Annotated in this window: 22 protein-coding genes and 1 pseudogene; 11 read left to right on the top strand and 12 right to left on the bottom strand. The window is 61.6% G+C overall.

The genetic code is table 11. The features are described 5' to 3' along the window. Positions 1–935: pseudogene (locus NW855_RS10820) on the bottom strand (hypothetical protein); the annotation flags it as partial. 239 nt (positions 936–1,174) lie between these two features. Here NW855_RS10820 and ccsB point away from each other — a divergent pair. The 3 genes from ccsB (at position 1,175) to tig (ending at position 4,412) form a co-directional block, all read left to right on the top strand. Continuing rightward, complete coding sequence (gene ccsB, locus NW855_RS10825; RefSeq protein WP_041438997.1) at positions 1,175–2,182, top strand: c-type cytochrome biogenesis protein CcsB; 1,008 nt, start codon at positions 1,175–1,177, stop codon at positions 2,180–2,182. Positions 2,183–2,266: 84 nt separating this feature from the next. Beyond that, on the top strand, positions 2,267–2,650 hold the full coding sequence (locus NW855_RS10830; protein WP_011430103.1) for a lipopolysaccharide assembly LapA domain-containing protein: 384 nt from the start codon (positions 2,267–2,269) through the stop codon (positions 2,648–2,650). 88 nt (positions 2,651–2,738) lie between these two features. Continuing rightward, positions 2,739–4,412 carry a trigger factor gene (gene tig / locus NW855_RS10835; protein ID WP_414402821.1) on the top strand — a complete coding sequence of 558 codons (1,674 nt, stop codon included), beginning with the start codon at positions 2,739–2,741 and terminating at the stop codon, positions 4,410–4,412. A 69-nt stretch (positions 4,413–4,481) separates the two neighbouring features. On the opposite strand, the gene NW855_RS10840 is transcribed toward tig, so the two are convergent. The 6 genes from NW855_RS10840 to hisG all read right to left on the bottom strand — a co-directional run bounded on the left by NW855_RS10840 (position 4,482) and on the right by hisG (position 9,871). After that, complete coding sequence (locus tag NW855_RS10840; protein ID WP_099812185.1) at positions 4,482–5,606, bottom strand: extracellular solute-binding protein; 1,125 nt, start codon at positions 5,604–5,606, stop codon at positions 4,482–4,484. Beyond that, positions 5,578–6,036, bottom strand: coding sequence for a Holliday junction resolvase RuvX (locus tag NW855_RS10845; protein WP_049749742.1), 459 nt, complete (start codon positions 6,034–6,036; stop codon positions 5,578–5,580). Before NW855_RS10845 ends, NW855_RS10840 begins: the two co-directional genes overlap by 29 nt. After that, a complete protein-coding gene (locus NW855_RS10850) occupies positions 6,033–7,412 on the bottom strand; it encodes a DUF3084 domain-containing protein (RefSeq protein WP_011430099.1) in 1,380 nt (459 codons plus the stop codon). Before NW855_RS10850 ends, NW855_RS10845 begins: the two co-directional genes overlap by 4 nt. A 409-nt stretch (positions 7,413–7,821) precedes the next feature. Beyond that, positions 7,822–8,022 (bottom strand): hypothetical protein, encoded by a 201-nt coding sequence (locus NW855_RS10855; RefSeq protein ID WP_099812186.1) that lies wholly within the window; start codon positions 8,020–8,022, stop codon positions 7,822–7,824. A 105-nt stretch (positions 8,023–8,127) separates the two neighbouring features. After that, positions 8,128–8,922 carry a photosystem II manganese-stabilizing polypeptide gene (locus NW855_RS10860; protein ID WP_011430097.1) on the bottom strand — a complete coding sequence of 265 codons (795 nt, stop codon included), beginning with the start codon at positions 8,920–8,922 and terminating at the stop codon, positions 8,128–8,130. 199 nt (positions 8,923–9,121) lie between these two features. Next, positions 9,122–9,871 carry an ATP phosphoribosyltransferase gene (hisG, locus tag NW855_RS10865; RefSeq protein ID WP_414402822.1) on the bottom strand — a complete coding sequence of 250 codons (750 nt, stop codon included), beginning with the start codon at positions 9,869–9,871 and terminating at the stop codon, positions 9,122–9,124. A gap of 262 nt (positions 9,872–10,133) precedes the next feature. Between hisG and NW855_RS10870 the strand changes: the two genes are divergently transcribed. After that, positions 10,134–11,255 (top strand): sugar phosphate nucleotidyltransferase, encoded by a 1,122-nt coding sequence (locus NW855_RS10870; protein ID WP_011430095.1) that lies wholly within the window; start codon positions 10,134–10,136, stop codon positions 11,253–11,255. Beyond that, positions 11,233–11,979: a GvpL/GvpF family gas vesicle protein gene (locus tag NW855_RS10875; RefSeq protein ID WP_041438253.1), complete on the top strand. Its 747-nt coding sequence runs from the start codon at positions 11,233–11,235 to the stop codon at positions 11,977–11,979. The genes NW855_RS10870 and NW855_RS10875 overlap by 23 nt, the downstream gene beginning before the upstream one ends. Here NW855_RS10875 and NW855_RS10880 read toward each other — a convergent pair. After that, positions 11,958–12,350, bottom strand: coding sequence for a hypothetical protein (locus NW855_RS10880; RefSeq protein ID WP_041438250.1), 393 nt, complete (start codon positions 12,348–12,350; stop codon positions 11,958–11,960). The genes NW855_RS10875 and NW855_RS10880 overlap by 22 nt on opposite strands. A 191-nt stretch (positions 12,351–12,541) precedes the next feature. On the opposite strand from NW855_RS10880, the gene NW855_RS10885 reads away from it, so the two are divergent. Next, positions 12,542–13,183: an exopolysaccharide biosynthesis protein gene (locus NW855_RS10885; protein WP_011430093.1), complete on the top strand. Its 642-nt coding sequence runs from the start codon at positions 12,542–12,544 to the stop codon at positions 13,181–13,183. Positions 13,184–13,340: 157 nt separating this feature from the next. Here NW855_RS10885 and NW855_RS10890 read toward each other — a convergent pair whose 3' ends face one another. From NW855_RS10890 to NW855_RS10900, 3 genes are all read right to left on the bottom strand, one after another. Next, complete coding sequence (locus NW855_RS10890; RefSeq protein ID WP_414508747.1) at positions 13,341–14,561, bottom strand: S-layer homology domain-containing protein; 1,221 nt, start codon at positions 14,559–14,561, stop codon at positions 13,341–13,343. 500 nt (positions 14,562–15,061) lie between these two features. Beyond that, a complete protein-coding gene (locus NW855_RS10895) occupies positions 15,062–15,976 on the bottom strand; it encodes a S1 RNA-binding domain-containing protein (RefSeq protein WP_011430091.1) in 915 nt (304 codons plus the stop codon). Between the two features lie 153 nt (positions 15,977–16,129). Further along, entirely contained in the window at positions 16,130–16,570 is a 441-nt protein-coding gene (locus tag NW855_RS10900; protein WP_011430089.1) for an RrF2 family transcriptional regulator, read from the bottom strand. Positions 16,571–16,699: 129 nt separating this feature from the next. Here NW855_RS10900 and NW855_RS10905 point away from each other — a divergent pair, with 129 nt between their 5' ends. Then, entirely contained in the window at positions 16,700–17,695 is a 996-nt protein-coding gene (locus NW855_RS10905) for an AAA family ATPase (RefSeq protein WP_011430088.1), read from the top strand. Positions 17,696–17,748: 53 nt separating this feature from the next. Further along, on the top strand, positions 17,749–18,159 hold the full coding sequence (locus NW855_RS10910) for a hypothetical protein (RefSeq protein WP_099812188.1): 411 nt from the start codon (positions 17,749–17,751) through the stop codon (positions 18,157–18,159). 58 nt (positions 18,160–18,217) lie between these two features. On the opposite strand, the gene NW855_RS10915 is transcribed toward NW855_RS10910, so the two are convergent. Further along, complete coding sequence (locus NW855_RS10915) at positions 18,218–18,649, bottom strand: DUF1818 family protein (RefSeq protein ID WP_049749741.1); 432 nt, start codon at positions 18,647–18,649, stop codon at positions 18,218–18,220. Between the two features lie 66 nt (positions 18,650–18,715). On the opposite strand from NW855_RS10915, the gene NW855_RS10920 reads away from it, so the two are divergent. From NW855_RS10920 to NW855_RS10930, 3 genes are all read left to right on the top strand, one after another. Then, positions 18,716–20,455 carry a SpoIID/LytB domain-containing protein gene (locus NW855_RS10920; RefSeq protein WP_011430086.1) on the top strand — a complete coding sequence of 580 codons (1,740 nt, stop codon included), beginning with the start codon at positions 18,716–18,718 and terminating at the stop codon, positions 20,453–20,455. Between the two features lie 8 nt (positions 20,456–20,463). Next, positions 20,464–21,540, top strand: coding sequence for a GTPase Era (gene era, locus NW855_RS10925; RefSeq protein WP_011430085.1), 1,077 nt, complete (start codon positions 20,464–20,466; stop codon positions 21,538–21,540). A gap of 71 nt (positions 21,541–21,611) precedes the next feature. Beyond that, entirely contained in the window at positions 21,612–22,214 is a 603-nt protein-coding gene (locus NW855_RS10930; RefSeq protein WP_011430084.1) for a glutathione S-transferase family protein, read from the top strand. The last annotated feature ends 24 nt before the right edge of the window (positions 22,215–22,238 follow it).

Below are 22,238 nucleotides of genomic sequence, written 5' to 3' on the forward strand. Positions count from 1 at the left end.
ACTCCCCCCTCGGCGGCTCGGGCGCGGCGGGGGGCCGCGCGCCCGGGGGGGGGCGTCCGCGTCGGGGTGGGTGTTGGGGTCGGCGTGGGCTGAGGCTGCACAATGGCCAGGGCCTCTTCCGCTTTCAGCTCGCCGCGGATCAGCTTGGAGAGCGTGTCTTGGCCCCCGGGGGTGTAGGTGATCTCGCGGGCAGCGCTGTTGAACACATTGCGGATGGGATCCCCTTTGCTGTCCACCAGCTCCACCACCATCACGTTGCGACCGGGCCTCAAGCCCTTCAAGTAAAAAGACTCCCAGCGATCCAGCAGGCCGGACTGGCCGTTGAGGGTGTAGCGGATGCGCCAATCCCGCGGCAGGTCGGTCAGCAAACTTTCGCGCACCGGGGCGTTGGCCAGCCAAAAATCCACCAAGATCGGCTCGGCACCGTAGCTGCCGCTGGGCTGGTTGTAGGTGAGCAGGGGCAACTGCGGTTGCGGCACATATTCCGGTGTGGAGGCGAGCACGTGGAAGCTGACCTGGGCGTAGGCCTCGGAGTTTTTAAAGCTCTCGTGCCAGGGCTTGCCGGCAAACACCCGCAGAGTATGGGATCCCGGCTCCAAATCTTCGAAAACGAGGGGAGCATCGGCGTCGTAATGGGCGATATAGGGCCGGTTGTCCAGCACCACGTGCAGATGGGGGCCAAGGCCCAGTTGCGGATCTTTAAAGAGCGGGTACCCCTGCACCGCAAAGCGAACGGTTACTTGCCGCTCCGACAACACCTCTCCGGGTTGGGGGCTGAGGATCTGTACTCGCGGACGGCAGTGCTCCAAGTAGGCATCCAGCTTGGCGATCTCCGGCGGCACCGGTACCCGCTCGAGCTGAGGTAGCTGTTCCTGGGGCTGTTCAAGCGGGGATCCAGCGCAAGCGACCAGCACAAGAGCCGCCACCAGAGCCATCCACCATCCCCATCTCCAGGTTCTGGCCTTTCCCGCGTGTCTTTGCATGAGCCTCACATCCCAACACTTTCGGTATCCTGCCGAGCTGCAGATAAGCCATCCCCACATTACCAGCATGTGTCCTTTGGGGAAGATCCCCTCCCCCGCCCTAGAATGGGATCAGCGGTCTGGCCCAAGCCAGGTCAGGAGAACTTCTGAGGTCAGGTATGGCTGTGTTGGCGATAACGGCCCTTGCAGGCCTGGATCTAGCTCAGTGGCAGGCTTTGCTCAACAACGTGGCCTTTGCCGTTTGCTTAGGGGCCATGCTGTTTTATTGGGGCGGGGCAGCGTTTCCCCAGGTGCAGCTTCTGTCGGAGCTGGGCTTGGCGGGGATGATCGGGGCGAACTTGACGATCGCCGCCCTGCTGACGGCCCGCTGGATCGATGCCGGCTATTTCCCCTTGAGTAACTTGTACGAGTCTTTGTTTTTCTTGGCCTGGGGGATCACCGCCTTGCATCTGCTGGCTCTCCACTGGACTCGTAGCCGTTGGGTGGGGGTGACGACCGCCCCGCTGGCGACGGGCGTTGTGGCCTTTGCCGCCCTGGCCCTGCCGGCAGATATGCAGGAGGCCCAGCCACTGGTGCCGGCTTTGCAATCCAACTGGCTGATGATGCATGTAACGGTGATGCTTCTGGCCTATGCAGCCCTCTTGGTGGGATCCCTTTTGGCCATCGCTTTTCTCATCGTCACCCGCGGCCAGGAAGTTCAGTTAAAGGGCAACTCCCTCGGCCTGCAATTTGGACCCTCCCAGCCTGCAACCCACCCCGAATGGACAGAAGCCACCCTGCCATCGCCCGCTGCAGAACTGGTCTACGCCGGGATCCGCTCCCCCCGACCGGCTGAACCCCCTCCCCAACCGGCACCCGAAGGGATCCCGCTGCAACGGCTGAGCCTGGCGGAAATCTTAGACAACACCAGCTACCGGCTAATCGGGCTGGGGTTCCCGCTGCTGACCATCGGCATCATTGCCGGCGCCGTCTGGGCCAACGAAGCCTGGGGCACCTACTGGAGCTGGGATCCCAAAGAAACCTGGGCCTTGATCACCTGGTTGGTCTTTGCCGCCTATTTGCACGCCCGCATCACCAAAGGCTGGCAGGGCAAGCGCCCCGCTCTCTTGGCCAGCTTGGGCTTTGGGGTGGTTTGGGTGTGTTATCTGGGGGTGAACTTTCTGGGCAAAGGCTTACACAGCTATGGCTGGTTCTTCTGAGATCTCTTGGGCCAACAAATCAACCCCCGTTTGTGGGTATTCTGGTGCTGGCAAGCCGTCGTGGATCCCTCTGAGGAGAAAAGCATGCGACTGTTCAACTACCTGATCCTGTTCTCGGCCCTCCTGGGAATCGCTCTTTTCGCCATGCAAAACGCCAGCCCGGTCACGATTACCTTTGCCCCCGGCGTCAGCGTTGAAAGCCCGCTGGCGATCGAACTGTTGGCCTCTGCCGGGATCGGGGCCGCCCTTGCCTGGCTCTATAGCCTCTGGATGCGTCTCCAATTCAGCATCGAAGCCCGCGAGAAAAATCGGCAGTTGCAAGAAAAGGAAGTCACCATTAGCGAGCTGAAGGAAATGGTGGTGGAGCTGGAAGCCAAAGTCAAGCAACTGCCCCCCAGCAAGCGTGCCGAGCCCCAGGAAGACATTCAGGACGTTAAGGAAGTCACCACAGAGGGATCCCCTGCCTAGAACTGTTCCGAATGGATCCCGTCGATCTCCAAGCAGTTGGGGTAAAATTGAAATTCTGCTTGCCTCTTCCACTAGCCCATCACTTCCTATGCAGGTCACACAAGAAAAACGTCCTGGCAGCCGGGTTGGCCTCAAGATCGTGGTAGAAGCCGACCAGGTTAAGCGCTCCTACGAAAAAACCTTGCGCCAACTGGAGCGGAATATCCAGATCCCCGGATTTCGCAAGGGCAAAGCTCCCCGCAACCTGGTGATACGCCAGGTGGGCCGCGAGCGCGTCATGGCCAGTGCCGTCGATGACCTGATCAACGAGGCCATCCAACAGGCGCTCAAGGACACCCAACTGCATCCCATCAGCCGCTTCGAGCTGGACGACAAGGTGGAGCAGCTTCTGGATCGCTTCAACCCGGAGGCCGACTTCAGCTTCTCGGGGTATGTGGAGGTGTACCCCGAAGCCCGTGTCGGCCAATACAAGGGCCTGACCGTCACGGCCACCCGCGTCACCGTCAAGCCCGAACAGATCGACCAGCTCATCGACCGGTGGCGGGATCAGCGGGCCACCCTCTTGCCGGTGGAGGATCGGCCCGCCCAGTTGGGGGATGTGGTGGTGATCGATTTTCAAGCCCGCGATGCCGAGGGCAATCCTCTGGAGGAAATCGCCGCCCAGGACTTTCAGTTGGAGCTCAAAGAGGAGAACTTCATCCCTGGTTTTGTGGCGGGCGTGGTCGGCATGCAGCTCGACCAAACCAAGGAGATCACAGCTACTTTCCCCGACGATTACTTCAGAAAAGAGTTGGCCGGGAAAACGGTTACGTTCACCGTCTGCCTCAAAGAGATCAAGACCAAAGAGCTGCCGGAGCTGGATGACGCCTTTGTGCAGGAGATCAGCGAGTTTCAGACGGTGGCCGAACTGCGGGAACACCTGCAAAAGCGCCTCGAGCAAGATGCCCTGCGGCAATCTGAGGAGAACCTGGAGACGGCCATCCTCAATGCCATCTTGGAAACCACCGAGGTGGATCTGCCGGAGACCCTAGTCGAGCAAGAAACGACACAACTGCTGGCCCGAAGCCTTCAGTCGCTGCAGCAGCAGCAAGGGGTCACGCCGGGAGAGATCCGCAAGTTCTTGTCCCAACTGCCGCCGGAAACTCTCAACCAGTTGATGGAGCGCCACCGGCCCGAGGCCATCAACCGGCTGCGGCGCACCTTGGCTCTGAGCGCTATCGTCCGGCAGGAGCAGATTGCCGTAGGCCCCAACGAATTGGAAGTCGAGGTGGAAGAGGTGATGGCGGCCTATGCGCAGCAAGGGCAGAAGCTGGATCGGGAGCGAGTCCGCCAAGCAGTCCACGAAGATCTGCTCGCCAACAAGGTGATGGCCTGGCTGAAGTCCCAAACCACGGTCAACTGGGTCGATAGCGAAGGCAACCCCACCGAACCGCCCACCCTCTCGCCCCGCTCTGAGGGTGAAGACCGGCAGGAGAGGTCTGAGTCGGCTAGGGCAGGGGTGCCGGAGACGGAGTTTGAGGCCGAGAAGCCAGAGGGATCCGCGATCCCCGAGGCAGTTGAGCCTCCTGTCGATGCGAAAGCTGAGGGGGAGGTTGCAACAGAGCCGCAGGCAGCTCTCCCTTCTGTAGAAGCAGAGGCGTCTGGGATCCCTGAGGCGGTTGAGCCTTCTGCAGAGGCGGCCACAAACCCTGCTGGCTTGCAACTGGAACAGGCCGTCGCGGAGACACCCAAAGCGGGCAAAAAGAGCAAAAAGGACAAGTAGAGGGTCCTGGTTGCCTCCCTAGACTTGCCGGTTCTCACACCTTGGCCGCCGGGGTCGGAAAAAGCCGGGCTACAAGAGGCCGCGCCGCATCTGGTCCCAGAGGCGGAGGTAGGACTCGGCTTCGGCGGGGCTCAGAGGCCGCCAAATCTCGGCGCGCTCCCAGGTAGAAGGCTGAAAGTCAGCCCTGCGACGCAGCCGAGGAGAGAGTTGGGCCAAATCCAGCGGCCAAACCGAAGGGATCCCGCTCAAGTTCACCAGGCGGGGGGCGAACTCTGGGGTTAGGACGAAGTCAATCCAGTCGGCCAGCAGGGATCCTTCCAGCTCTGGGGAAGCGTTGTGAGCTCTATGCGGCCGCACCCAGACATCCCACCAGATGGCGGATCCCGAAGCCGGGATCGCCACCTCCAGCTCGGGGTAGTTGGCCTGGGTGGCATAGAGATCCTGCGACCAGCCCACAGCCACCCAGCTATCGGCCAGGCGCAACATGGGCAAGTAGTCGGCGGAAGTATAGGCCAGAACCTGGCGGTGCAGGGATCCCAGCTCTCGCCGCAGTTCGGCCTCTTCGGGATCGAGGGGATCGTTGTAGGAGCGGCCCAGCTTTTTGAGGACGAGCCCGATCACCTCCCGGGGGTGATCTGGCAGGGTGAGTTTGCCGGCCAGCTCAGGCCGCCACAGATCCGCCCAGTCCCGGATGGGGTCGCTCACCCGGTCGCGGCGGTAGGCAATGGCCGTTACCCCCCAGCGCCAGGGCACGCCCCAGATCTGCCCCTCTCGCCGGGCAGCAGCCTGCCAGCGGCGATCCAAGTGCTGCCACCGTTCTCCCAAGAGGTCAGGTGGCAAGGGATCCAGCCAACCGGCAGCAATGGCCCGATCCAAGGCGTCAGCTCCCAACAGGCTCAGGGCCGCTGCTGGCGGCTGTCGCCGGAACCATCTCCCCGGCTCCCACCAGGCCGGCTCAGGCGGCTGGACGCTCTGCTGCAGGTAGGCCAGCAACTGGGCCCGCTCGTCCAACAGTTGCAGCCGAAAGCGAACCTGGGTGCGGCGGCGAAACTCGTTCACCAAGCTGGCCGGGATCCCCTGTTTAAGGGCGAGAATGAGGGGCAGAGAGCCCCTAGGCCCGCCACAGCCGGCCACCGCCAGCCCCAGCAGGAGCCCGTACAGAAATTCACGTCGGCTCAGCCCTTGCTTGCCCACGCCAGTACCGCTCCACCAGAATCAGGGCCACCAGATCATCGTAAGCCTTGTCCGGCACCCGCATCCCCTTGGGCAACAGCCGCTCCCATCCCCGCGGTGGGTAAAAATCCCAGTAGCGCCGCCGGGCTTCTTCTGAGCTGTGCCTCTCGTCCACCAGAACAATCTGTTGGGGTGGGAGGAGCGACTCCAGTTGCCGTTTCCAGCCTCGCGCCGTTGTCTGATTTCCCAGGATGAGCCGCTCCGCCCCAAACTGCTGCCAGAGGGCCTGCAACCTGGCCAAGGCCTCCCCGGCTGAGACCACCTCCCGATGCAAGACCTGCCACGCCGGCTGAACTTGCACCACGGCAAGGCCGCACTTGTCCCGCCCCGGGTCAAAACCCATCAGCACTCGCCCCTCTTCCAGCCCGCCCAGATGGAGTGGATCCCTCATCCCCCAATCTGCCCCGCCTGCTGAACGGGGGTGGTGCCCTGCTGGCCAGAGGCCTCCGCCATCAGGAAACTCACCCGCAGCGGCCCCGCCGTGTAGATGTCGGTGTCAGCAACCAGCTTCACATCCAGGGGGGTAGTGCTCTGGCGGAGATGCTGCACAACTTCCAAGAACTTCACCTGCGAGAATTCTCCGACAGTGCCGGTGATGGGATCCGAGAGGAGGCCTTCTGCCTGGGAGCGCTGATTGGCCTGGTTGAGGAGCTCCAGCAGCCGCTGTTGGATTTCGTTCTCGCTCAAGCCTGGCTGGATTACACCCTGCGCCAGCACGGATCCCCTGGCGAAGATGCGCTGGTTGGGGTAAATCTCCACCAGCACAGGCACAGGCTCTCCCTTAAGCCGATTGGTGAGGGAGAGGATGCGCACTGCCCAGCTACCAGGTTCCTTCAACTTTTCCAGAGCTTGGTCGGCCTCCTCGCGGCGGATGAGGATGGCGTTCTCCAGAGGGGGGATGGGCCGGGAGCCGAGGGCAAGGGCCCGCTGTTCTGCCTGGGCCAAAACTCGCTCAAACTGCCGCCGGACTGCCGCCGGGTCTGCCCCTGCTGGCGTTTGCACAACTCCTGTAGCCAGGACTTCTCCCGCCAGAATGGCCAGCTCTCCCCGCCGCAGCCGCACCGCTAACTGGTTGAGCTGCGCGATCTCCTGCTCAAGCTGCTTTTTTTGAGTTTCCAGTTGGCTCAGGGCCGTCTGCGCCGTATCCAGAGAGCGCTCCAGTTGATCCCGATCCAGTTGCAGAGCCTGCTTTTGCGACTCCAGATCGGCAATCATCTTTCGGGCCGCCTCCACCTCTGCCTTCACCGCCTCCAACTCCGCCTGGGCCCGCTCCAGGCCGGGCTGCACTTGGGCCAGTTGCTCGTTGGCTGCCGCCAGCTTCGCCTCCGCCTCTTGCCGCTCTTGTAGCGCCATAGCCAGTTGATCCCGGACTTCGCTCAGGCGTGTCTGGGCTGCCGATTGCTGACTGCGAAATTGGTCGAGATCCAGCTTGAGGCGGTCTCGCTCGGCTCTGAGAGTGGCATTCTCCGCTTCCAGCAGAGCTTTCTGGCGGTTGAGGGCCCGCAGCTCCTGCTCTGCCTGGGCAATTTGGTTGGTGTAGCTGAACAGGGCTTCCGAAAGAGAGCGGTTGAGGAGCAGCAGCGTGCCCAAGGTCAGCGCCGAGATGCTCACGCCGGTAATCACGGCTACCAAAACGGCCGTGTGGCGGGGACGCAGGTTAAACCAGGTGAGGCGCTTTTTGCCAATCCGATACCCGACCCGATCCCCGACAACGGCAATCAGGCCACTGACAAACAACATGTAAAGGATCAGCAGTACGCCTTGCATAGCCCGGGATCCCTGCCATGGAAATCTTAGCAAGGTTACCCTGAAGGTCTGGGAAGTTGAGGGCAGGCCGAGCCAGAGAAGTGCGGCCCCGCGTAAGCGGATGGGGTTGAAGGACTCCGTCCGGCTGACGCGAACAGTAGCCCTGAAGCATGCTCGCTTAGAGAGCAAGCAAGCCCCGAACCCCCCCGTATACGCGGGGCAGGGGGGCTGGTTTATAGAACGCCCCAAAAGGGCGGTAACCTTTGCACCGTTCAGGTCGGCGTCACCCCTCCAGCCGCAATGTCCACAAGAAAACCCTTCCTACAAGACTTGCCTGGCTCTGGGTGGATGCGCAGACACCTACCTGCCGCCGCTACCTGCTGCACATGAGCCCCTTGAGAAGGCTTCCACCTGCTCAGCTAACGTCCGTTTAGAAATATCGACGCCGCAATAGGAGTAGCCACGCCGAATCAGTCCCAATGCCCACCTCGAGAAAATAGGTCTCAGGAGTGGCTCCCCCTGTCGCCAAGATGGCATCGGCGATCTCTTCCTCTACAGCGGGGAAAAAGCTGCGGGTAGCATCGTAAAAGTCGGCAGCCCGATCAAAACAAACGCTGTGGGATCCTGCCATCGCCGCCCTCTTCCCCAACAGGCAAACCCAGACAGACAGAGTATCAACAGGAGTGAGCAGGGATCGACCGGATCCCTGCCCCCTCAAGCCCAAAATTTGCTCTCTTCAAGACTCCGGCGCCAGGCGGGCATAGAACAAGCCCTGGACACGGACGGTGCGGGGTTCCAGTGCCCCTTGCTCGGTGCTGGACTGCTGAATGCTAACGAAGGAGCCGCCCATCTCTCCCGTGCTGGGATCCACGCGGGCAATGCGCAGCGACAGTTTCCCCCGCGAAACCTCGTCCACCTTGCGGTTGGTGGCGAAGTCGTCCTTGGCCGCCTGTAGCCCTACGGCTGTGTCGTAGCCGGTGTTAGAGCCGCGCCCGCGCGCGTCGAGGAAGGTGCTGGTGTGGTAGCCGGGCACCAAGAACTCCCCTTCAAAGTCGGTCGAGGGGTCAATGGCGGAGCCCTGAGCTGTGGCCACCAAATCTTTCACGCTAAACAAAAATGGCACCAGCTCGCGGCGGGGCAACTGACCGGTGGTCGGCTGAAAGGTGATCCCGTCCACCACTTTGAGCTCCAACCCGCCGTCTTTGGGGGTGACCTCAGCCTTAATCGGCCCCAGCGTGGCTGCCGAGATCATGATGTTTTTGGCCTTGATAAACTCTTTTTCCCCGTTCCGTTTCTCTTCTTCCACCTCAATTTGCACCGGCTGGAAGCAGACGTCTGTCAACTTTAGGGATCCCCCCTTGGGCACCTCGATGCGGCCGCGGGCATCGTCCGAGACGGAAGGGCATATGGCCGCCTTGCCGGTGTTGCGGATCTGGTCGTAGGTTAAGGGGGCCTTGGCCGCCTCCGCCGGCAGGGCGAAGACGCTCAAACAGAGCGCCAACAGGATGGCGAGTAGTGGACGGTACCGCATAATCAACCTCGAAAAACCTGTTTTAATCTCAATGCTGCTGGGGAAAATAAGCCCGAATGCCCCTATTGTACGCAATAGTGATCCCCTCTTTGGCCGGGCTTGCAGAAGTTTCCTGGCCAGGCAGAGCTGTCGGGTAGCTGCGTTTTCCTACTTCTTGGATTGCCGACCCCTGCCCTTCTACAAAGACCTCGCGGCCCCCTCAAAGCGGGCCACTCGCCACCAGGGATCCCAGCCAGCGCTCCCGAATCTGGTTCACCAGCTCGCCGATGGGCTGTTGGTTGACGCGGTAGCTGGTGGGATGGGCGATCAAGCGGGCGGTGCTCTCGAAAAGGCAGTCCCGTTCCACCAGGCCGTTTTCCCTCAGGGTACGTCCGGTGGCCACCAAGTCCACAATCGCATCGGCCATGCCGGTGATGGGAGCCAGTTCCACTGAGCCGTAGAGGGAGATAATTTCCACCGGCAAATCCAACCGGTCAAAATACTCGCGGGCGCAGCCGACAAACTTGGAAGCCACGCGGGCATGGGGAGGCAACTGGGCCGCCGAGGTGTAGGGACTTTCTTGGCGAAGAGCCACCGACATGCGACAGTGGCCGAACTTCAGATCCAGCAGGTGGGCCACTCGCACCTCGCTGCCGGCATAGCGCTCCCGCAAGACGTCGTAGCCGACGATGCCCAGTTGGGCCTGGCCGTACTCCACATACACCGGCACGTCGTGGTTGCGCACCAGCAGCGCCTCGTAGCGTTGCCCGTTGAGCTGGGTGGGCGATTCAATCCGCAGCAGGCGGTTGCCGGGATCCAAAAAGCGACTGAAATCGATCCCCACCTGTTGCAAGCAGCGGATAGCGTCGGCCAGCAAGGCTCCCTTGGCCAGGGCAATGGTGATCGGCTGGCCGGCGGAACGGCAAGCTGGGGTATCGGGATGCGGGGCGGGGCTGAGGCCGAAAGCCATCGACATAGAAGGATGTCCGGGATCCCTGCTCTTGCCAGGGCTAGATAGAGAGTAAAGCCTTGACAGCGGCAGAGCAGTTGCGGGCGTTGCTTCCCCTCGATTGTAGAGGATCGGCCTCTTGGCGGCGATTCCCCCCTCTATCCCCCCGTACACGGGGGGACTGGGGGGCCAGCCCAGAGCGAAAACCCTCTTCTGTTATCCAGACTGCCGATCCTGGGATGATAAAGTCAGGAGACGATAGACCCGGAGGAGAGAGGACGGCATGAAAGCCATGATCCTGGCAGCCGGCAAAGGGACGCGGGTACGGCCCATCACCTACATGATGCCCAAGCCGATGATCCCGATTTTGCACAAGCCGGTCATGGAGTTCTTGGTGGAGCTGCTGCGGGAACATGGGTTCGACCAAATCATGATCAACACCAGCCACCTCGCTCACCAGATCGAAGACTACTTTCGCGATGGCCAGCAGTGGGGAGTACACATCGGCTTTTCCTTCGAGGGCCACTTCGAGAACGGCCAGCCGGTGGCCGAACCCCTGGGATCCGCCGGTGGCATGCGCAAGATCCAGGATTTTTCCGGTTTTTTCGACAGCACCTTCGTGGTGCTCTGCGGCGATGCCCTGATCGACCTCAACCTGACCCAGGTGGTCAACTTTCACAAATCTAAGGGGGCATTGGCCACGGTGGTGTTGCGAGAGGTGGATCCCAGCCAAGTCTCCAGCTATGGCGTGGTGGTAACCGATGCGACGGGCCGGGTCACCGCCTTCCAAGAAAAACCCAGGCAGGAAGAGGCCCTCAGCAACACCATCAACACCGGCATCTACGTGTTCGAGCCAGAAGTCCTGGACTACATCCCCCCCGGCTGCCCCTATGACATCGGCAGCGATCTCTTCCCCGCCTTGGTGAAAGCCGGCGCCCCCTTCTACGGCCTCAAGGCCGACTTCCAGTGGGTGGACATTGGCCGTACCCCTGACTACTGGCTGGCGGTACAGAAGGTGCTGCGCGGCGAGATCAAGGGGGTCAAGGTGCCCGGGATCCAGATTCGGCCCGGCGTCTGGACGGGGATCAACATCCGCGCCAACTGGGATCGCATCCATATCGAGCCGCCGGTCTACATTGGGGCCAGCACTTACCTGGCAGACGGGGTGAAGCTCATCGGCCCCACAGCCATTGGCTACGGCTGTGTGTTGAACGAAGGGTGTACGCTGGATGGCAGCCTCATCTTCAACTACACCCAAATCGCTGCAGGAGTTACCCTGCGCCACCAGATGGTGATGGGTCGCTACTGTATTTCCTCCGATGGCAATGCCATCGACACGGAAGAGTCCAACCTCACCTGGTTGATCGGAGATGCTCGCAGCCATGCCAACGGCAAATCCCAATAGCACCCTCTATCTCTACGGGATCGTCGCTGCCCCCGGCCCGCGCCACCTGAATGTGGTGGGGCTGGACAAGCAGCCGGTGGGGATTCACGTGCTGGGATCTTTGGCCTTTCTCTATTCCCAGGCTCGCCAGGAGCGCTACTTGGCCAGCCGGGCCAATCTGCTGGCCCACGAAGCTGTCCTAGAAACCGTGATGAGCGAGGGATACCGCGCCCTGCTGCCGCTGCAATTTGGCCTGGTGGTGAGCGGCTGGGATCAGGTAGAGCAGGATTTGATCAAACCGCACCTGGCCGATCTGCTGGCCCTGCTGCAGCGCCTGGAGGGCAAACGGGAGGTGGGGGTAAAAGTCTTCTGGGATCCCCAGCAAGAGCTCCAATTGGGGCTAGAGGAAAACCCGGCCCTGAAAGCCCGGCGGGACGAGATGGCTGGCACCCCCTTGGGGCTAGATGCAGTAGTGGAAATTGGGCAGGCTCTGGAGCAAATGCTGGAGCAACGGCGCCAACACATTGCCCAAACCTTCACAGCCGCCCTCGGCTCTCTGGCCAGCGATCGCGTCGAGGGAGAGCTGCTTACGGAAAACATGGCCTACAACAGCTCGTTTCTCATCAACTGGGAAGATGAGCCGGCTTTTGCCCAAAAAGTGGAGGAGCTGGATCGAGCCTTTCAGGGACGGCTGCGCATTCGCTACAACAATTTCACCGCTCCCTACAATTTCGCCAAGCTTTGACCGGCCTGTACTCCCCCCCCTATATCCCCCCGTCTACGGAGGGACTGGGGGGCCAGCCGCTTGGGACAGGCAGCGCGGATGTGGGACTCGCTCAGGTCGGGCATGAGGGCCAGGGCCCGTTGGGGATCGATTTGCGCTTCGCACACCGCCTCCAGCACCTGCTCGGCCAGAAGGGAAAGGGGCATATCGGCGGTTTGCTCAGGATCGGTATCCTCTCTAATTTGTCGAACTCCCACCGGCGGGGGAGGCAACACCGGCGGCGCCGCCTGCGGGGGCAAGGTGGTGGAGGTACCCACCTCCAACTGCGCTTCGGCCAGGGCCACACCGCGCCCTGCCACCAACAGGGATCCCAGCAACAGCGTCCCCCCCAACCTGCCTATTCCCTTGCTGAGCGGAGCACGCTTCCCCAGACCTTCTCCAAGGCTACCGCTAGCCAACCTTTTGCCCAGCGCTTCGCCGCTCATCTTACCCCTCCAAGACCACCCCTTTGTTCAAGATATCCAACAAACCTTGGATTTGCAGTAGGCTATCGTTGGCTCCCAAACCGTTTGCAGCCCCCCCTATGGCTCGTCTATCGCAAGAGCTGGCCCGATTTGCCTGCCTTCCCGCCCATCCAGAGCAGCCCGAGCCTTACCCAGAGGGATCCCCACCCATCCGCCTTGAAGAGATTCTCAAACTGGCGGGCGAGCGCAGCTTTGGCTTGTTTTTGGCGGTGCTCTCCTTCCCTTCTGCTCTGCCTCTGCCAGCTCCTGGCTATTCCACTCCCTTTGGCGTGGTTATTCTGCTGCTGGCCCTACAAATGCTGGCGGGGCGAACCACCCCCTGGCTGCCGCCATGGGTGCTGCAGACATCCATTGAACGGAAGCAATTTCAAAAGTGGGTGCAGGCCGGGATCCCGTGGTTGCAGCGCATTGAAAAAGTTGCCTGCCCCCGTTGGCAACCAGTCTGCACCAGCCGCCTGGGCCAGGTCTGGCTGAGCACCTTGATCAGCTTGATGGGTATTTCCATGATCATTCCCGTGCCCGGCACCAACACCCTGCCGGCGATGGGGGTCTTCGTCACCGCCTTTGGCCTCCTCGAAGAGGACGGGATCCTGTGCAGCTTGGGATCCCTGATCTGTGTGGCGGCGGGGCTGCTGACCACTTCCATTTTGGTGGGCCTGTGGCTGGGGGGAACGACTCTGTTGGATTGGCTGAGAAGATAGCCTTTTGCCCTCACTCCCAACCCCGGCCCCCCCTATATCCCCCCGTGTACGGGGGGATACGGAGTTGGGGATCGAGGCAACGCCCAGCTTCACCGATGGAAAGACGGTGACGAAGTTGTATCGCCTGTGTCTTGTTGCAACGGACACCCCCGCGCCGCTAGCGGGATTGAGGGACCAGCGCCAGATCCTGGGTGAGGCGCAGCTCGATCACCTGGTTGGGATCCAAAACTACCACCTGTGGCGCCGTGACGTTGCCGATCACCGCTCCGGCCACCCCAGCCCCCAGCACTTCTTCTGTGGCAATGGCATTGTCGCCGGTCACCAAGCCGAGAATGGCGCCCGCTGCCGCGCCGATGGCCGCATCTTGGATGATTTTGCCCGTGGTGGTGTAGCGAGGATCCTTAACATCGTGGATCACATCCGATTGGGCAGCCAAGGGGAACAGTTGGTTGTTGGCGATGATGCTTTCTGCCACAAAGCGCGTGCCCCCCGGTGCCGGCTCAAAGCGGCCATCCACCCGCGAGCCGAAAGGCACCAGGATGTCCCCCTGGGCGTTGCGAATCGGGGTGCGGACGATCAAGGACAGGGGGCGAGTTTCGTTGGGGGCGATGAAGAGGCGCTCGTTGAAGGGGGTGGTGGTCTGCATCAGGGTGCCCGCCGCCAGCGTGGAAAGGTGCAGGTCAAAGCCCGCCGGGGGGGTGGAAACCCAACTGCTCGGGTTCTGGGCCACCAGGGATCCCCGATTGAGCAGGGCCTGGTGGGTAAAAGCGGCCACCTCGGCACGGGTGGCAGGGCGGTTTGGCTCCAAAAGCATAGGATCCGGGTAATTGACAATCAGGCCGGCACGGTTGGCGGCTGCAAGTTGTGCCAGGGCCCAGTTGGGAATGGCTGCCGCGTCGCGGTAGCGGCTGAACAGCTCGCTCGGCTGAGCCGCGGGGATGGCACTCGTGTTGCCAAGGGCGTTAGTCAGGATCACCAGCGCCTCGGTGCGAGTAACGGGCTGTTCGGGTCGGAAGGTGCCGTCTGGGAAGCCGGCCACCAAGTTGTTGGCTGCCGCCGTGGAGATAGCATTGGCCGCCCAGTGGCTGGGAGGCACATCCCGAAAGCCGATGAAGGTACCAGAGGTGTTGCGAAGGCGAAAGGCAGTGGTGACAAGGGTGGCAAACTGAGCGCGGGTCACCGGCTCGTTGGGACGGAAGGTGCCATCCGGGAAGCCGTTCAACACCCCTTGAGAGGAGAGGGTCTCGATATAGGCTTGCGCCCAGTGGCCAAAGGTGTCGCGAAAAGGAGCGGCCATGGCCACCTGGCAGTGGATGCCCAGTGCGGCTCCCGATAGGAGTAGGCCGGCTGTGCGTGGGGTCAACAGAGAGGGAAACATCGTGCATTCACCAAGTTGTCGTAGCGCCCATTGCTGGGTCAATAGCTACTCTTATTCTGGCTATTTCCTCAGTGGCGGCAATAGCTAAAACCCTTGCTGTGTCCTAATTTGAGCATTTCCAACCTAAGATTTGCATGGAAACGCAATAGCGGAGGATTGGTAAGGAAATCTCTTCATCTCTGTTGCGCCAGCATCGCGTATAGACAACACCCCAGCCTCAGTTGCTGTTCACGGCATTGCCACTCTGTACAAGTTTGAAACAGCCCCCCAGGGCTCCGCAGTGCCAGGGAGTTGATGCTGGCAGGACATAGGATCCAGCCCCCCTCCCAGAAGGAGAGGGAAGCTGAGCATCAGGGATAAGGGGTGCTGTTTCCACAGCCGGTGGCTACGAAAGGTCCCCTGCTGCTGGCGGGATTGGGGGATCGGCGCCAAGTCTTGGGTGAGGCCCAGCCCAGGGATCCGGAAGGCTCGCCCAGGAGCGCCTTGGCAGTCGGTATGGGTTAAATGACCTTGCCCTCGGACGTGATTCTCCCCTTCAGTTTGCCGGCCCGCTCTTCAGCTTCCTCGGTAATGAGGGCCAGTTGCTCTAACACCTCGCCGGGGTATTTTTCCAACACCCGCAGAGAGAGCGCTACCCGCCCTTTGGCCTCATCCACATCGATGACCACGGCCTTGAGCGGCTGACCGGGCTGGAACAAGTCGGATAAGGAGGCGACAAAGCTTTGGCTGACCTGCTTGATGGGCAACAGCCCGCTGCCCCCCTCCTCCAGCTCCACGAAAACGCCGAAGGGCTTGAGGGCGCTGACCTTGCCCCGCACCACCTGACCGGTGGTGTAGATTCCCAGGCTCTCAGCTTGTCGCGCTACTCGCTGGGAGAGCACCAGCTTGTTGGCAGCGGGGTTGACCTCCAACAAACTGGCGGTCAGCGATTGGCCCACCAGCTCTTCTAGATTTTCCCGTTGGTTGAGATGCGAGCGAGGAATAAAGCCCCGCAGCCCCTGCACGTCCACCAGAACCCCGCCCTTGTTGGTGCCGATCACCAGGGCAGTTACCGTCTGGCCGTTGGTCTGTTTTTCGGCCAGCTCCTCCCAAAGTCGCTTCAGCCGCAGCCGCCGCGCCGAGAGTACGATTTGCCCTTCCGAGTCCTCTCGCAAGATGAGAAAATCGGCTTCGCTTTTGAGGGGAAAAAGCTCGCTCAAATCCTCTCCTGAGCGGATCCCGGCTTCTTTCAGGGGCAAAAAGGCCGGCGACTTGCCGCCGATATCCACCAGCGCCCCATCGTTCTGGTGCTGGAAGATGCGGCCTCGCACCACCTGTCCCGGTCGAAAGTCAAGGCTTTGCGCCTCCAGAGCCTTGGCAAAATCTTCCGAAGAAAACGTATCGGCAGCCTGAGAGCGAGGGGAGCGAAAGGTCATGGAATGCAAAGGAAGCAATTCAAGAGGCAATGGGTTTCAGGATAACCCAAAACTTGACAGGGATCCCAGCTCCTCTCGTCCGCCTCGGCGGGAAGAGGTACTCACCCTCTTGAGAGGAGGCCAAGCCCAGGGCATCGACACCGGCAGCTTCCTCTAGATGTAGTACATCAACCTGGCCTGTTGCTGTTGCGCCTGCCGGTCGCAGAGGTCTTGCAAGGTCGTTTTTTGGAGAATGCCCACCGCTGCCGCCTGGGCATCTTGCCAAGCCTGCCAGAGCACCTGGCGCTCCGGCGAGAGATCGCCGCTGGGCAAGTCGCGGGGGCGGGTGAGATCTTCTCCCTCGATGGCCTGAATGATGTCCAATAGGGAGATCTGCCAGGGCGGTCGAGCCAGAGAGTAACCTCCTTTGGCGCCCCGCTGGCTGCGTACCAGGCCCTGCCTGCGCAGCGTGGCCAGCAACTGCTCCAGATAGCGGTCGGGAATCGACTGGTGGGCTGCGATCTCCTTAATCTGCAATACCCGGCCGTCATGGTAGTGCTGGGCCAACTCCAGAAGGGCCAGGAGAGCGTACTCACTTTTACAAGACAGTTCCAAAATACCCATCCTTCCTGCAAGGATCAGGTCTATGATACTCCGGTTTTCCACCGGGGTTTTGTGGGATCCCCTTTGGGTTGCCGGTGGGTTGGGCCTGTATGGTGGAATAGGCCCCTTTGGGAGTGGTTTATGGCAAGTGTTGGCACCCTGTCCGGTTCAGCGCGGATCCCGGCGGAGCGATTGCAAACTTTGCGGCAGCAGATCGGCAAGCTGATCGCCAACGTCGAGTCGGTGTTTCAAGGCAAGCCACGGGTGGTGCAGGCCGTGGTGACGGCCCTGGTGGCGGAAGGCCATGTCCTCCTGGAGGACGTGCCGGGAGTAGGCAAAACCACGTTGGCGCGGGCCATTGCCCGCAGCTTGGGGGCCAAGTTTCAGCGAATTCAATTTACCAGCGACCTCTTGCCGACTGACATTCTTGGCCTCACCCTTTTCAACAAAGAGAAAGGGGAGTTTGAATTTCGCCCAGGCCCCATTTTTGCCCATGTCATCCTGGCCGACGAGATCAATCGCACCTCTCCCCGCACCCAGAGTGCCCTGCTAGAGGCAATGGCGGAAAAGCAGGTTTCGCTGGACAACCGCACCTACCCGCTGCCCAGTCCCTTTATGGTGTTGGCCACCCAAAACCCCTTGGAGTATCACGGCACCTATCCCCTCCCGGAAAGCCAGTTGGATCGGTTTCTGGTGCGGCTGTCCATCGGCTACCCCAGCCCTGAGGTGGAGCGGGCTTTGCTGCTGCAGCGACAGCAGGCAGAGCCGGTGGAGGCTCTCCAGCCGGTGCTTTCCCTGGCGGAGCTGCGGGAGATCCAGGCGGCGGTGGATCAGGTGTACCTGGATGGATCCCTGGCCGACTATCTGCTGCAGGTGGTGCAGGCGACGCGTGCCTCCAGGCTGTTGCGGGCCGGCGTGTCCACCCGCGGGGCGTTGGCCTTGGCAAGGGCAGCACGGGCGCAGGCGTTGGTGAGAGGGCGGAGCTTTTGCCTACCGGAAGATCTGCAAGCTTTGTTTGTGCCGGTGCTGGCCCATCGCATTTCTTTGGCCGGATCTGGGGACATGACGAGCAACCGACGGCAGGAGGCAGAGGCCGTCATCCGCGACATCGTGGCAACGGTTGAGCCGCCAGTTTGAGGAGGGATCCCTTAGGCGATAATAGGAGCCAGCGGTCTTGGGCAGAACTGCGGATGTCGGATCCCAATCAAGAAATTAAAGACCTCATCCTGGCTTTGGACAAAAAGCTGGAGGGAATCGACCGCAAGTTGGAAATCCAGGTGACGGAGATCAAAAGCGAGATCCGGCTGGTCAAAACCGACCTGGAAGCCAAGATCGACCTCACTCGCAACGACCTAGAGAGCAAGATCCAAGGCGCTCGCAACGAGCTGGAAGCCAAGATCGACCTCACTCGCAACGAGCTGGAAGCCAAGATCGACCTCAGCCGTAGCAGCCTGGAAGTGAAAATCGCGGAGCTAAGCGGCAAAATGGATGGCTACAGCAAGCGGCTTGACCAACAGGAGTTCATCAGCCGCGGCGCGATCGTGGCCCTAGTCGTTGGGGTGGCCTCAGGGTTTATCAAGTATCTTTTCTTCAGCAATTGATTGGAGTTTGACCTGAGTTGCCTTGGGTTCCTCCCCAAAACCTGCAAGCGGCGGCGGGTCAGCACTCCTGGAATTGGTCGAGGGCACGACACAGCTCCGGGACAACTTCTGCTGGCCAGAAACCCTCACCCCGCCGGCCCTGGTGCAACTGGAGATAGAGGCCCCAAGCAGTGGCGCTGCCACTGGCAACCAACGTGAGGGCAGGAAAGGTCTGCTCCAGCGTAATGCTCTCCTCGGCCATCAGTTGGGAGGCGACAGCTTCCATATCCTGCTGCAGACGATACACCCCCTGCACAAATGCTTGCCATTCTTCTAGGGTTAGCTCCAACGCCCAAGTCTCTCCTCCCACCAGGGCCACAAAAGGGGAGCGCCCAGGATCCCAGCCCAACCGCCAGCCGGATCCCTTGCGTAGAGCAGGAGGAGGCAGGTTCGAGAATCCACCGTCGTTTCCGGTAAAAAGCAGGGAGGTAGAGGGGAGAGGAGCATCCATCGCTGCGGCTAGGCCAGAAAAGATGCGGGTACAATCGACAGGGTGTGTTGTCAGGATAAAGCGGCCATGGCCAGTTGTCAGTCTCCTACTGCCCAACCTCGCCGGTTTTTAAGGACTCCGCTCCGCTGGCGCAAACAGAGCAGCCTCATTTCCGGCTTGGGCCTGTTGCTGACAGCCTTGGTGCTCCGTGCCGCTGACGCGACCGGGGTTCGCAAAGAGGCCGAAGATCCTGTCTTGCCAGCGCAATTGTCTGCAGCGGCCACCCCCGAAAACCCGATCCTGCACGTGGGCATTGTGCAACGCTTTGGCCGTTCTGAGCAAGATCAGGTGGAGCTGGCAGCGCCGCTGGGGTCTTTCCTCACCCTGGAATTTGCCCAGGCAGACGGCAGCACCCAGAGGCAGCGGCTCCCACAAGTTACGGTTGGGATCGTCAACCGCGCCCTGGCCAGCCCGGAAACCGTGTACCGCCTCATCCTCAGCAGCCACAAAAGCTTCGAGAGCGCCGAGGCCAGCGCCAACTCCTGGGAATCTCTGGGCATCCGCACCGAGATCGCCCAACCGCAGGAATGGCAGGTGTGGGCCAGCCGCGCCTACACTCCCCAACAACTGATCCAGATTCAGCAGTATGCCCAGAAAGAAGGGATCCCTCAGGTGCGGCTGGAGGTGCAGGAGCGGCGCGAACGGGCGGAGCTGAGCTGGGTACATGAGCATTTTCGCTACCATCGCACCCGCCTGAGGGTAACCTCCGATGCCGGCTATCTGCGGGTGAACGACCGCTACTATGCCGGATCCATTACCATTCAGCCCAATGCCTACGGCAGCTATACGGTGGTCAACGCCGTGCCCCTGGAAACCTATTTACGGGGGGTGGTGCCCCATGAGGTGGGGCCAGGGGCCCCCTTTGCCGCCATGGCCGCCCAGGCAATTTTGGCGCGCACCTACGCCCTCAAGAACCTGCACCGCTTTCAGATCGACGACTACCACCTCTGTGCCAATACCCACTGCCAGGTTTACAAGGGGCTGAGCGGCACCCATCCGCGGGCCGACGAAGCGATTCGCCAGACCAGCGGCCTGGTGCTCACCTACAAGGGCGAGCTGGTGGATGCCGTTTATTCTTCCACCAACGGCGGCATCTCGGCAGGCTTTGAAGAGGTTTGGGACGGAGAGCCGCGCCCCTACCTGCGCCCGCAGGTGGATATCGCCCACCAGCCCGATCAGCCCTTCGATTTGCGGCAGGAGAGCGACTTCAAGGCCTTTCTGGCCCGGCGGGAGGGTTTCAACGAAGCAGGGGTATCGCGCCTCTTCCGCTGGGAGTTTTCTCAGTCGCTGGAGGAGCTAAACGCCCAACTGCGGGCCGCTCAAGAGTACCTCGGGATCCCTCTCCCCGAGTGGATGACCATCCAGGGGCTGCACGTCCTGGAGCGCTCGGTCAGTGGTCGGGTGCAGGCGCTGCACGTGGACTTGCAGACGCCCCAAGGGCTCCACTCGATTCTTTTGCGCAAGGATCAGGTGCGCCTGGCTTTTCCCCGCCTGTACAGCACTCTGTTTCGCGTGGAACCCCTGAAACAGAGCGGGCGGCTGACAGGCTACCGCTTTATCGGCGGCGGCTTTGGCCACGGGGTGGGGCTGAGCCAGTACGGCGCCTACACCCTGGCGCGGCGGGGGTTGAACGCGGCGCAAATCCTCGCCTTTTACTACCCCGGCACCACCCTGGCCGAGCTGGGATCCCTCTCCCTGCAGTTGCCTGAGGTTTCCCTGGCCTTTGACAGTAGCCAGGCGCAGTCCTGGTCCGGCTACCAGAGATAGGGGGCACGATGGAAGAAGAGCGACGGGAACGCGGCCATCCCCCTCTTCGGGATCCCGCTCCAGAGGAAGGGTGGCAGGAAGGGGCGGCCCAAGCGCCGCCAGAGCTGGCCCCCCCCTACATCCCCCCGTACACGAGGGGACAAGAGGGTGGCCGGGGGGAGGCGGGGCTGTCGGGGATCCCGGTCGCCCCACCGGGGTTTAAGTCGGGATTTGCGGCGCTCATCGGGCGGCCCAATGTGGGCAAGTCCACCTTGATGAACGCTCTGGTGGGCCAGAAGATCGCCATCACTTCTCCCGTGGCCCAGACCACCCGCAACCGCCTGCGGGGGATCCTCTCTTTGCCGCAAGCCCAGATCATCTGGGTGGACACCCCTGGCATCCACAAGCCCCACCACCGCCTGGGGGAGATCTTGGTACACAACGCCCAGGCTGCCATTGGGAGCGTGGATGTCGTCCTCTTCGTGGTGGATGGCTCGGTGCCGGCAGGGCGGGGGGATGCTTTTATCGCCGAGCGGATCCCCAGCGCGACCCCCTGCATCCTCGTCTGCAACAAAGCCGATCTGCTGCCCAAAGAGTCTGCCGCGCGCCAGGCCCACCAAGAGAGCTACCAAGCCCTGCGCCCCGGTGCCCCCGTCGTCTGGGTGTCGGCGTTGGATCCCGGCAGCTTGGCGCCCCTCATCCAGGCCACCGTCGACCTGCTGCCCCCTGGGCCCTACTACTATCCCCCGGATCTGGTGACGGATCAGCCGGAGCGGTTTATCATGGCGGAGTTGATCCGCGAGCAAGTTCTCTTGCACACCCGCGAGGAGGTGCCCCACTCGGTGGCCGTCACCATCGACCAGGTGGAAGAAACCCCCACCGTCACCCGCGTCCTGGCCACCCTCTACGTGGAGCGGGACTCGCAAAAAGGGATCCTCATCGGCAAAGGGGGGGAAAGGCTCAAGCAAATTGGCCAGGCCGCCCGCCTCCAGATTCAAAAGCTCATTGCCGGCAAGGTGTACCTGGAGCTGTTCGTCAAGGTGCGGCCCCACTGGCGGCGCTCCGAGCACCTGCTGCGCGACTTCGGCTACCGCGTTGAAACGTGAAGGGGTTTTGTGGCTGAGGTTGAGCTATCTGGTGGTATTGATGGGGATGCTGCACGTTGAGGTTAACGGCAATGCTGCGACTGTATGGGATCCCGACCTCCGGGAATTGCTACAAAGTAGAGCTGCTTCTCAAACAGTTGGGGATCCCTTACGAGACGGTTGAGGTCAACTCCAGGGTCGGAGAAAATCGCCGCCCCGAGTACCTGGCCAAGAACCCCCTGGGGCAGATCCCGGCTTTGGAGCTGGAAGACGGCACCGTCTTGGCCGAGTCAGCCGCAATCTTGGTTTACCTAGCAGAGGACACTCCCCTCTATGGCCAGACGCGGCTGGAGCGGGCCGAGATCTTGAAATGGCTCCTTTTTGAACAAACCCGCATTGCCCGCTACATTGCCACCACCCGCTTTTGGGTGCGAGCCGGCCAGGCCGAGGCCAATGCCGAGCTAATTGCCCAGAACCTGAAACTCGGTACCGAGGCTCTGGAGATCATGGAAAGCCACCTACGGGAGAAGGAGTTCTTCGTGGGCAACCGCTACACCATCGCCGATCTGGCCCTGTTTACCTATACCCATGTGGCCGAGCAGGGCGGGTTTGACCTCAAGCCCTTCCCCAACATCCGCGCCTGGTGTGAGCGGGTCAAGGCCACCGACCGCTTCTTTCCTCTCCCCGGCGCCTAGAATTTCCCAGTGGTGCCTTTGCAG

The organism is Synechococcus sp. RC10B2, from assembly GCF_047502635.1.